Origin of the sequence: Nocardia sp. NPDC058497, assembly GCF_042720195.1 — a bacterium.
In the GTDB taxonomy this organism is placed as follows: Bacteria; Actinomycetota; Actinomycetes; order Mycobacteriales; family Mycobacteriaceae; genus Nocardia.
On the sequence record NZ_JBHXMY010000052.1, the window covers coordinates 1 to 9,916 of the forward strand.

The window sequence follows — 9,916 nt, forward strand, 5'->3', positions numbered from 1 at the left end:
GCTTCCTTGTCGTCGGACGGCCCCCCCCGCTGTGCTATCATTAGGCCGTAGGCCCAGCCGGGCGTATGCGGCGGGTGGGGGGCCCCGCCCCCCCCCACACACCCCCCCCCCGCGGCCCCCGGACTGGTGATAGGTGAATTCGGTGCGTGCTCCGGCGGGATCGATCGCGGCGGTCAAGTCACCGTTGTCCGACCATTCCCGCCGGTGTACGGAACCGTCCGCGGTGGTGATGGTCGTCGGCCTGTTCCGCCACAGGTACTCGTACTCGAGCGAGATCCCGTCCGGGCGAATGATCTCCACCGGATCGCCGACGTCGTTGTAACGGTAGGCGGTGACCGTCGCCGGATCGGGCCCGGTGACGGTCAGTGGCCTGCGTTGCGCGTTGTAGTCGGTATGGAAATGGCCCCCGTCGGGGGTGACGAGGTCGCGCAGTTGCAGCTCGCGATCGAAACCGTGCGTGGTGACGGCGCCGACGGAGTCGGTGACGGCGGTCAGTCTGCCCGCGCCGCCGGGGAACTGCACATACTCGAAGCCGGAATCGAGAATTCCGCCGCTGCCGCGCTGACGGATCACGCGACCGGCCTCGTCGTAGGTGTTGACCATACGACTGCCGTTCGAGTCCGTCCACGAGGTCATCCGATACGCGGGGTCATAGGTGTAGGACGTCGTCGCTGCTACGGCGTTCGTGACAGCCGTCAATTGACCTGCGGCATAGCTGAAGTTCCGCAGCGGAACCGCGATTTCCCCCGCGTCCGGCCTGTCGGCGAGTAGTGCCAACCCGGTGATCCGGCCGTGGGCGGTGTCGACGCGGACCCGGTATCCCCCGGAATGGGAGACCTCGACCGGGACGCCGTCGGAGTCGTAGTGGAACCGGATCCGATTGTGGTGCCTGTCGGTGATCGCGGAGACGGCGTAGTCGCCGAGTTGCGTCTCGAGCCCGTCGAGCCCGGATTCGGGCGCGAAATGCCAGATCAGTTCCCGCCGTTGATCCCACACGCGATAGCCGCCGCTGTCGGTCCGGGTCAGCGACCAGCTCTGGCTCTCGGTGAGCGGGCGCACCGGCTCGCCCGGTTCGGCGTGCGGGAAGGCCAGCATGATTCCGTCTTCGCCGAGGAAAGTGGCACCCGCCGCCGAGACGACAATCCGGGCATCCAGCGTGGCGGACCAGGAGGGGCCGAACCAGCGGCCGAAACGGAAGTTCGAGTGGTGCGAGCGCCGCAGGATCAGTGGTAGCACCGCGGGCAATTCCACATCGGTTTCGGGAAGCAGGAATTCGCCGGTGCTGATATCGACCGGGTCGGTGGAGCAGGTCTTCTGGTCCGGTGTCCGGTCATGTTCGGCGCCGGGCTTACGCGCCTCGTCGAAGGCATCGCGGTCGGCGTCGGCGCGGTCCCGGGGTGTGGGGGTGTGGGGGTCCGGTGTCCGGTCGGTCTTGGAGTCGGGATCGCGGTCGGTGGTTGACGCGGTGTCGCGGTCGCGGTCCGGGCTGCGATCGGTGGGGGTGTCGCGGTCGGGGGTGCGGTGCGTGGCGGCATCGGGGTCACGGTCCGGGGTGCGAGGCGTCGGGGAGTCGGGGTGTCGGTCCTTGGGGTTGTCAGGATTGCGGTCCGGCGTGCGATCGTGTGGGATGACCGGGTCGGTGGGGCCTCGATCAGGAGTTCGTCCGGGTGAGTCCGCGTGGACGCGGCCGGTGTCCGCGCGGGATGTCGGGTCGCCCGCGGCTCGGCTCGGGGAGTCCGGGCGGGGCCCGGCGGTCAGCGGGGAATGCTGTCCGGGACGCGACGAAGAGTCCGGCGCCGCACCGGCACGCGGCGGGTCCGTCGCCCGCTGTGGATTCGAATCATGATGTGGTCGCGGCGATGTCGAGTCCGGGCGGGCTGGTGAATCCGGAGTGCCGTTCGTCGGTGTGGTGCGCGGTGATGCCGGGTCGGGATGTGGTCGAGAGGGGGTGCCGTCGGGGTGGACGCTGGAACCGGGCTGCCAGAGGGCTGTCGGCGTCGTATCCGGGTATGCCGTGGGGTTGGTGTCCACGTCCCTGGTCGGACTGGTGTCCGGCGACGGCGCCGGGCTGTCGGTGTTGTGCTGTGTCGGGCTCGTGCTGGGATCGGTCTGCGGGGAGTCCGCATCCCGGTGTGGAGCCGGTGTGCTGTCCCGGTCTGCACGTGGCGAGTCGTGGTCAGGGCGCGCGGCGGGGGCATTGTCCGATTCCGTCCGCGAAGGGGTCGGATCCGAGTGCGATGCAGCCGGATTCGGCTGCTGTGTCGTCGACGAATCGGCGCGCTGCGTCGGCGTCGAATCCGGCTGCTGCGCGGGTGACTCCGCACGGTGGGTCGGCGTCGAATCATTGTGCGAAGGTGCGGAATCCGTGCGCTGTGCCGGCGTGTGCTCGGACTGATGCGTTGGGGTTGTGTCTGCGCGCTGTGTTGGTGAGTGGTCCGGCTGCTGTGTCGGTGTTGTGTCCGCGCGTTGGGTCGGTGTGTGGTCGGACTGCTGTGTCGGTGTTGTGTCTGCGCGTTGCGTTGGTGTCTGGTCGGACTGCGGCGTCGGTGTTGTATCCGCGCGTTGTGTTGGCGTCGAATCGGGCTGTGAGCCCGCTGCTTCTGGGCGTGGCTCCGGGCGGCTGGTTTTCGGGTCGGGGTCTGGGTTCGAGTCCGGCGACGGGCTGGGGTCGGCCCGCTGGGTGGGTTCGGGATCGGGTGTGTGGCCGCGGGGTTCGGGCGCGGCGGCGGAGGGCTGCTCACGCTCGGTGGGTGCCGGGCGCTCGGACTGCTGTGGCTCGGCGCGCTGCGGAGTCTGCGAGTGTCCGCTGTCGTTGTCCTCGGTTCTCGCCGCGGGCGCTTCCCGCTGAGGTGACGCCTCGACCGGACGTTCCTGGCCCGGCGAGTGTCCCGGTTCGGAATTCGGCAGGCCCGCGCGCTGGTCGGACTCCCTGGCCGGCGTGGGTTCCCTGGTCGGCGATGTTTCCCGGGTGGGGCTCGGACTGTGCGGGCTCGGCCCGTCAGGCAGGTGCCGCCCCGCGTTGCTGAGCCGCCGCAGCGCACTGGCGGCCACCTTCGCACTACCGGCACCGCCGGTCGCTGCCGTGAGCAGGGCGTCACCAGTGAGCGCACCGGCGAATTCGAACGGGTTGGCCCGCGCGTCCTTCAGGATCGCGGTCACGGCCGCGCCCGGATCGGCGACGGCGACAACGAGTCCGGTGCCGAGGTTGGACAACCCTTCAGCGTAGTCCGCTGGGTGGGTGATGTTGTAGATGTCGGTCGGATTCACCTGCCGCACGAACTGCACCAGCCCGGTGAGGCTGGTGAGCAAGCCGGAATAGAAATTCAGCGCCCCGTGCTCGAGCACCCCGCCGAGATCGGAGATATTGGCGATCCACCGCTGCGTGAACGGCGGTTCCTTGGGTGCCTTCTCGGTCGCGGCGGATACCGCGCCGACGGCGATCGACGCGCCGTTGTCCCGCTGAACCCTGGCTCCCCGCAGGATCTCTCGCGCCTCGTTGCGGATCGATGTCCAGGTGTCGACCAGCGGGTTCTGTTGCTGCTGTTCGCCGGTCAGCCCATTCCACCAGGTCTTCTTGCGGCGCTCCTCGGAGTCGGCGGCCTTCCAGCGGTCGATGGCGGTTTGCGCCTTGTCCTGGGCGGTCTTCACCTCGTTCTGCCACGCCTCCAGGGCGCCCGCGGCCGCGGTCATGGCGTCGGCGCCGTCGAACCAGAGTTTGGGCTGCTTGTCGTAGACCTCGTTGAACGCGTCCGCGCCCTTGCCGGTCCACTCAGCGGCATCGATCTGCCGCAACGCCTGACCCGTCAACTCGACAGCGGTCGCCATCTTCTTCAAAGTCTCAGCGGTGGAACCGATTTCGGCTGGCTCACCCAGGATCAATTCTTTGGGATCCTCGGTCTGACCGAGTTCCTCCTCCTCGAACTCACCCCCGGTGGCCGCAGCGATTTTGTCGCCCAGATCGTCGAGGGCATTGCCGATGCCTTCCAGGCCGACGTGCTGTGCCGCGTCGCCGACGACGTCCAAGCCGTCATCGATGACCTGTCCCGCACGCTCGACGACATTCTCGACACCGTCCTCGATCGCATTCCCGACTTTGTCGATGAAATCGCCGATCCCCACGGACTATTGCCCCCCTTGCCCCTTCTGCATGATCTCGGCGGCCCGCTGCGCGGCACCGGTGTTCCAGCCGGGCGTTTCGCCGGTCAGCAGTCCGCTCTGTGGGCTCACATTCGCCAGTGCCTGCGGACCGACGGCCTCGATCACCTTCATATTCGTCTGAATGGTCTTGTTGGCGTTCTCGAAGGATTGCATGCTGTAATCCGCGTTGCGAATGTGGTTGAAGGAGTTGTCGGCGAAGGTGTCTCCCCAGGATCGCTTCGTGATTTCCTCGTCGGACAGATGCGGATTGCCTGCCAAGTGGGTCCACATCTTCTTCAGTGTGCCCTCGGCCTTGGCGTCCATTTCGTCGTAGCGGCCCGCGGCCAAGCCGAGCGTCTGTGCGATCGCGTTGCCGCCCTGCACGAGCGCGCGAACACCCCAGGACCACCGTTCGGTGAATTCCTCGAAGGTCTTCTGCACGGTGTGCCTGCCCGCCTCCAGCGTCGACAGGGTGAGCAGCGCGAAACCCCGGCCCATATTGCCGGTCTCGCCGATCCCCATTTCCGACAACTGACCGATGGTGTCTTCGATACCCTTCGCAGCCTGCTGCAGCACCGCTGGGTCGACTTTCACCGTCATCTCAGCGCACCCCCTCCGTCGTTTCGTCCGCGACGTCCGGCGGAAACGCCATGGGCGCCGGACCGACGATGTCGATCGCGATCCCCGTTGGTTCGTCGCGGGACGCGGCGTATTCCTGCAGTCGCCACCCGAACAGCCAGTGGTGACGGTACTCCAGATCCGGGTCGACGCCGCCGTCTTTGCGCTGATCGCGAGCCGTCACGAACCGGGCGTACTCCTCGATGGTCGTGAACGCGCACAACCAGTCGACGCCGCCCCAGTGTGCGAAGGAGACGCGATCGTCGTCTGTCAATGGGACGAGGAGCGCGGTCTGGCGAAACGCGGCGCGGAGTACGTCAGGCTGCCCGAAGCCCGCGTAGTAGGCGCCGATTTCCTCGCGTAGCCGGTCGCGGCCGTCGCCCTCGGACATCCCCGAAACCTCCCCGCCGTGCCGACTCTTGCTGTCGCTCAGGTCATTCTACGGGTACACGCATGTCCGCAGGGGTCGTCGTGGTCTGTCAGCCGCCCGCCCTGCGGCGGAAGGTGCGCTTGCCGCCGGCTTGGGCGTGCGTGCCGCGTACCTTGGCGGAGTTCTGCGCCGCCCCACCCATCGAGGCGTGCCCGTTCTTCCGTTCGAGTGCTTCCCGGAACTTCCGCTTGGTCGCCTCTTCCTGTGACTCGGGTGCTTCGACACCGGGATGTTCGGCGGTGGGTTCCTGTTTGTCGGCCATCGGTACAGCCTGCCACGTCCTAGCCCCCGGACCTACCCGCTTCACGATCCGGGAACCGCGGGTGGGCGGTCAGGGACGAGGTGGGTGGCGATGGCGGTGCCGATGGGGATGGCGTTGTTCGTGGCTGGGGAGGTGGGGCCGTGGGTGGTATAGACGATGATCGTCGTCGCGGTCTTCGTGTCGTTGAAGGCGACTCCGTTGTAGCCGCCGTAGGCCGGGTTCATGTAGAGCCAGTCGGCGAGGTGTACTACGCCGAAGGCGAAGTATTTTTCGGTGGTGACCGGGCCGAGGCCTGCGGTGGAGGGGCCCATCATCTGCTGGAACTGCTCGGGGGTGAGGCGTTCGCCTGTGGCGAGGGCGCGGACCCAGCGGGCGATGTCGGCGACGGGGGCGTTCATGTTGCCGCTGTGCAGGAAGGCGGTGGGATTCCAGAAGGTGGAGTCCTCGAAGACGTTTCGTTCGTTGGTGTAGCCGTGCAGATAGGGGGCATCGATCGCGGGGTTCAGGACGACCTTGCTGTCGTGCAGGCCCAACGGGATCAGGATGTGGTCGGTGATCAACTCGCCCAACGGTTTTCCGGTCGCGGTCTGCAGGACCTCGCCGAGGACGACGAGATCGCTGTGCGCGTAGGCGAAGTCGGTGCCGGGCTCGAACAGGGGTGGGCGGGCGTTGGCACGCTCGAGCAGTTGCGAGGCGGTCCATTCGCGGATCGGGTTCTCGCCGAAGATCTTCAGGAATTCCGGCTCGGTCACGTAGTCGGCGATGCCGGAGGTGCTGTCGGCGAGCATGCGCGGGGTGATCTTGTCCGCGCGCGGGAAGTCGGGCAGCCAACGGGCGATGGGTTCGTCCATCTTCAGCACGGCGTCGCCGTCGAGCCGCCACAGCACGGTGGAGAGCATGGGCTCCATCGGCTGGCCGACACGCACTTTCATCTCGGGGGTCGCGGGGACACCCAGCGGTGAGCCGCCGAAAGCGCCGAGCGCGATCTGGTCCTCGCCCCGCCAGACGCCGTACACGGCGGAACTGACACCGAGTTCGGTCACCTTGCCGCGCACAATATCGGTGATCTGCGCTGCCTCGGGACTCTCGGACGGCGAGGGCGACTCGCTATCGCTGTCGGACCCGCAGGCCGCGGTCGCGAAGACGAACGCAACGGCGAGTACCGCACACGCTCTCCGAGCTGACACGCTCATGACGGCGATCCCTTCGTGGAAGAAAACTCACCCGAGCAGCGCAGTCGAATCTACGCCGCCCCCTTTCGCCGGAAAACCCCATCGGTAGGATCCAGCCAGGCGGGGCTGGCCAGGAAGGACGTGGCTGTGATCGAGGTATGGGGTGCGCGGGTCGCCGTGCGTTATGCGGACGGGCGGTTGGTGACGACGCCGCTGCGGGCCGACAATGAGGCCGCGCTCGATGTCGCCGTGGCCGAGCTGGCCAGGATCGCGCTCGCGACCACCGACGACGGCCAGTTGGCGATGCTGCTGTTCTTCCGGTCCGCGCAGGTCAGCGTGCAGGGCGCGCCGACCGATCGGCATCCGGTGCCGGTGTTCCTGGAGACCGGGGTGCGCGAGCAGGCGCAGGTCCTGGTCAGGGCGGTCGAGCGGGATCTGATCAGTCTGCGTCGCGTGTTCCCGCCGCGCCCGAATCTCGTTCCGCCTGCCCCGGTTCCCGGACCGAACGGCCCGCAGCGCCCCGATGTGACGGCCGCGGCGGCTCGGATGCGGTACGCGGGCAACTCCGTGCGCGAGATCGAGATCCTGCACGGCTGCGCGCGACCGGACGAATACGTGCTCGAGCTGGCCCAGGCCGGGCACGAGGGCGCACCGGGACTGGTCGTGATCACCACGCTGCGGCTGCTGTTCGTCTCGGCGTGGGCGGTCTACGAGTTCCCGGTCGCGGTGCTGACCGGCGCCGAGGTGCTGACCGTGCCGGGGCAAGTGGTGACGCTGCGCGTGTCCGGCGCCGGTGCCGAGCTGGACTTTCTCGATTGGGAGCCGGTCGATTTCGGCCGGGTCGCCGAGGCGCTGCGGCTGGCCTGCGAGATCGAGCACGTCGACGGTTCGATCGCGCAGTCGCTGCCGTCCTCGGCGGATCTGTTCGGCGAATGGCAGCTGCTGGTGGAGCGGCGCAAGCTGGGGATGGTCGCCGACGACCCGTTCCGGCGTCAGGCGGTCGGCATCATGCTGGCCATGCCGGGCTGAACACCGGCGCACCCTGGTGCAGGGCCACCCGCCGCCACGGGCTCGACGGGCGCAGGTGCAGCCCGGCGATCATCCGCCTGCGTTCGGCGATCTGGGTCCTGGCGGCGGACAGGTCCTGCGCGGCGGCCCAGAAGATCGCGCCGGTGAGGAAGCCGTCGCCGAACTGCCGCCAGTTGCGGTAGTGCTGGCGGGCCCGGTCCAGGCCGGTCAGCATGTGGTCCCAGGCCTCGTCCTCGGTGAGATAGCCGGCGGTGCAGGCGGCGCGGGCGATGAAGACCAGCCGCGCCAGATCCCACGCGGTGGCGTCGGTCTGCAGCGGTGTCGGGAGGCTGTCGGTGATGCCGAGTTTGATGGCCTGCAGCCACGCGTCGTAGTCGCGGTCGATGCCCGCCGGGCCGCGATAACCGCGGAAACCCGAGAGCGTGTGCAGGAATTCGCGATGCTCGTCGGCCAGCCCGGACCGGTCGACCCGGCCCTGCTCGGTCGCCGCCGCGACGGCGAGCGGGTGGACGAGTTCGAACAGCGGCGCGTGCATGCCCGCGAGCAGCCCGCGGATGGTGTCGCGCGCGTCGTCGGCATTGTCGACGCCCCACGATTCGTGCAGTCCCTCGATCGCGGTCTCGCGCCGGGTCGAGGTGCTGTCGTCCTCCTCGGGCAGGAAGGCGACGCCGTCGCAGTGCGCACCCCAGCTGCGGCCGTAATAGGCGCCGACGGCGAGTGCCCTGATCCGGTCGTCGTCGATGGCCGCACCTGACCAGACGTCTGGTTCGTCGTCGATGTCAGGGCCGGGAAATCCCGCAACCCGCGGTCGCTGCACAGATCCTGCCGGTTGCATCGAGCCCACCCCTCTGCCGAGCCGAAACGTTGTGCCGCCAGATCTTACGACCGGTCCCGCGTCCGGTGGCAGCGAGGTCACGCACGCGGCACATACATGATGATCCCGACCCCGACCAGGCAGACCAGCGCGCCGACCACATCCCACCGGTCGGGCCGGAACCCGTCCAACGCCATCGCCCACAGCAGCGAACCCGCGACGAAGACGCCGCCGTACGCGGCCAGGATCCGCCCGAAATGCGCATCAGGCTGCAACGTAGCGACGAATCCGTACAGGCCGAGCGCCACGACACCCGCGCCGATCCACGCCACACCCCGGTGCTCACGCACGCCCTGCCAGATCAGCCAGGCCCCGCCGATCTCGGCGACGGCGGCTAACACGAAGAGCACAACGGAACGCAGCACGGTCATGCCGCGACCCTACGATTCAGCGCCCGAACGCACGCAGTTGGTAGACCCCGCGCGAGGTGGCGACGGTGGTGCCCTCGGCGTCGGTGACCACCGCTTCGAGCACGAAATCGGCCTTCCCGCAGGCCGCGGCCTCGGTGCTGATCCGTTCGATCTCGTCCTCGCTCAGCGAGGTCTGGGCGCGCAGATCGGTGCGGGCCATCGCCCGGAAGGAGATGTCGAACGACTTCACCAGCGGATAGAACGCGCTGGTATCGAAGCTGGCCGCGGTGATCGCGCCGCCGAGCACCTCGGCGACGGTGAACTGCACGCCCGCGTAGATGGCGCCGAAATGGTTGCCGTTGCCCTCGCTCGGCACGGTGGTGGCCGCGAATCCGCGGCGCACCTCGAGCGCGCGCACCCCCATCTTCGCCGCCGCCGGAACGGTGAGTTCGATGGCGCTGTTGACGGTGTCGACCAAGTCGTCTGCGGGCATGGGCCGCGTCCTTTCCCGAACGGGACTCCGCTGTCCCGGATCAGCCAAGGGTATCGGCGGTAGCCCACCTCGGCGGGGCAATCTGTCGGTGCCCGGGGCTACCGTCGCAGGCGTGGCGGAATACCGGGAACGCGCAGCGCGGCTCGACCGAGCCGTCGTCTGGGCGCGCACCGGGCCCCCGCCCGCCGACCCGGTCACGGTGTTCCCCGACGGCTGCATGGATCTGATCTGGACCGAGGGCACCCTGATGGTGGCCGGTCCCGACAGCCGTGCCTTCCACGTGCCCCCCGAACGGGCGACGGAATTCGTCGGAATCCGGTTCGCGCCGGGGACCGCGCCGGCGTTGCTGGGGATTCCGGCCGTCGAACTGTTGGATCAGCGCGTTGGCCTGGCCGCGATCGTCCCCGATCGCCAGGCCAGGGAGCTGGTCGATCGGGTGGATAACGCGCTCGACCGCGTGGCGGCGATGGAATCGATCGCGTTGCGATTCGCGTCCGAATCCGGCCCTGCCGATCCAGGACTCACCGCGATCGTCGACACCATCGCCGGGG

Annotated in this window: 10 protein-coding genes; 2 read left to right on the forward strand and 8 right to left on the reverse strand. The window is 68.5% G+C overall.

Features of this window, described 5'->3' with window-relative positions; all coding sequences use genetic code 11:
* The 5 genes from ACFWPJ_RS06160 to ACFWPJ_RS06180 form a co-directional block, all read right to left on the reverse strand.
* Positions 1-4,119 (reverse strand): putative T7SS-secreted protein (locus tag ACFWPJ_RS06160; protein WP_378847809.1); only part of this gene is annotated, 4,119 nt, incomplete at its 3' end.
* 3 nt (positions 4,120-4,122) lie between these two features.
* The gene (locus ACFWPJ_RS06165) at positions 4,123-4,737 is read right to left on the reverse strand and encodes a hypothetical protein (protein WP_378847811.1); all 615 of its coding nucleotides are present in this window, start codon (positions 4,735-4,737) and stop codon (positions 4,123-4,125) included.
* Between the two features lies 1 nt (position 4,738).
* Entirely contained in the window at positions 4,739-5,146 is a 408-nt protein-coding gene (locus tag ACFWPJ_RS06170; protein ID WP_378847812.1) for a hypothetical protein, read from the reverse strand.
* 88 nt (positions 5,147-5,234) lie between these two features.
* Positions 5,235-5,447, reverse strand: a complete 213-nt coding sequence (locus ACFWPJ_RS06175; protein WP_378847814.1) for a DUF5302 domain-containing protein — start codon at positions 5,445-5,447, stop codon at positions 5,235-5,237.
* A gap of 41 nt (positions 5,448-5,488) precedes the next feature.
* Positions 5,489-6,640 carry a serine hydrolase domain-containing protein gene (locus tag ACFWPJ_RS06180; protein ID WP_378847816.1) on the reverse strand — a complete coding sequence of 384 codons (1,152 nt, stop codon included), beginning with the start codon at positions 6,638-6,640 and terminating at the stop codon, positions 5,489-5,491.
* Positions 6,641-6,766: 126 nt separating this feature from the next.
* On the opposite strand from ACFWPJ_RS06180, the gene ACFWPJ_RS06185 reads away from it, so the two are divergent.
* Positions 6,767-7,648 (forward strand): hypothetical protein, encoded by an 882-nt coding sequence (locus tag ACFWPJ_RS06185; RefSeq protein WP_378847817.1) that lies wholly within the window; start codon positions 6,767-6,769, stop codon positions 7,646-7,648.
* Here ACFWPJ_RS06185 and ACFWPJ_RS06190 read toward each other — a convergent pair.
* From ACFWPJ_RS06190 to ACFWPJ_RS06200, 3 genes are all read right to left on the reverse strand, one after another.
* Positions 7,626-8,465 (reverse strand): DUF1266 domain-containing protein, encoded by an 840-nt coding sequence (locus ACFWPJ_RS06190; RefSeq protein WP_378847818.1) that lies wholly within the window; start codon positions 8,463-8,465, stop codon positions 7,626-7,628. The genes ACFWPJ_RS06185 and ACFWPJ_RS06190 overlap by 23 nt on opposite strands.
* A gap of 95 nt (positions 8,466-8,560) precedes the next feature.
* Complete coding sequence (locus ACFWPJ_RS06195) at positions 8,561-8,893, reverse strand: YnfA family protein (RefSeq protein ID WP_378847820.1); 333 nt, start codon at positions 8,891-8,893, stop codon at positions 8,561-8,563.
* Positions 8,894-8,909: 16 nt separating this feature from the next.
* Entirely contained in the window at positions 8,910-9,365 is a 456-nt protein-coding gene (locus ACFWPJ_RS06200) for a DUF4442 domain-containing protein (RefSeq protein ID WP_378847821.1), read from the reverse strand.
* A gap of 112 nt (positions 9,366-9,477) precedes the next feature.
* Between ACFWPJ_RS06200 and ACFWPJ_RS06205 the strand changes: the two genes are divergently transcribed.
* Positions 9,478-9,916, forward strand: a 439-nt coding sequence (locus ACFWPJ_RS06205) for a DUF6597 domain-containing transcriptional factor (RefSeq protein WP_378847824.1), incomplete at its 3' end; no start/stop codon positions are given.

Bases quoted from the DNA above. Each gene is read 5' to 3' on its own strand.
- ACFWPJ_RS06165 (WP_378847811.1), bottom strand. From the start codon at position 4,737: ATGACGGTGAAAGTCGACCCAGCGGTGCTGCAGCAGGCTGCGAAGGGT.
- ACFWPJ_RS06170 (WP_378847812.1), bottom strand. From the start codon at position 5,146: ATGTCCGAGGGCGACGGCCGCGACCGGCTACGCGAGGAAATCGGCGCC.
- ACFWPJ_RS06175 (WP_378847814.1), bottom strand. From the start codon at position 5,447: ATGGCCGACAAACAGGAACCCACCGCCGAACATCCCGGTGTCGAAGCA.
- ACFWPJ_RS06180 (WP_378847816.1), bottom strand. From the start codon at position 6,640: ATGAGCGTGTCAGCTCGGAGAGCGTGTGCGGTACTCGCCGTTGCGTTC.
- ACFWPJ_RS06195 (WP_378847820.1), bottom strand. From the start codon at position 8,893: ATGACCGTGCTGCGTTCCGTTGTGCTCTTCGTGTTAGCCGCCGTCGCC.
- ACFWPJ_RS06200 (WP_378847821.1), bottom strand. From the start codon at position 9,365: ATGCCCGCAGACGACTTGGTCGACACCGTCAACAGCGCCATCGAACTC.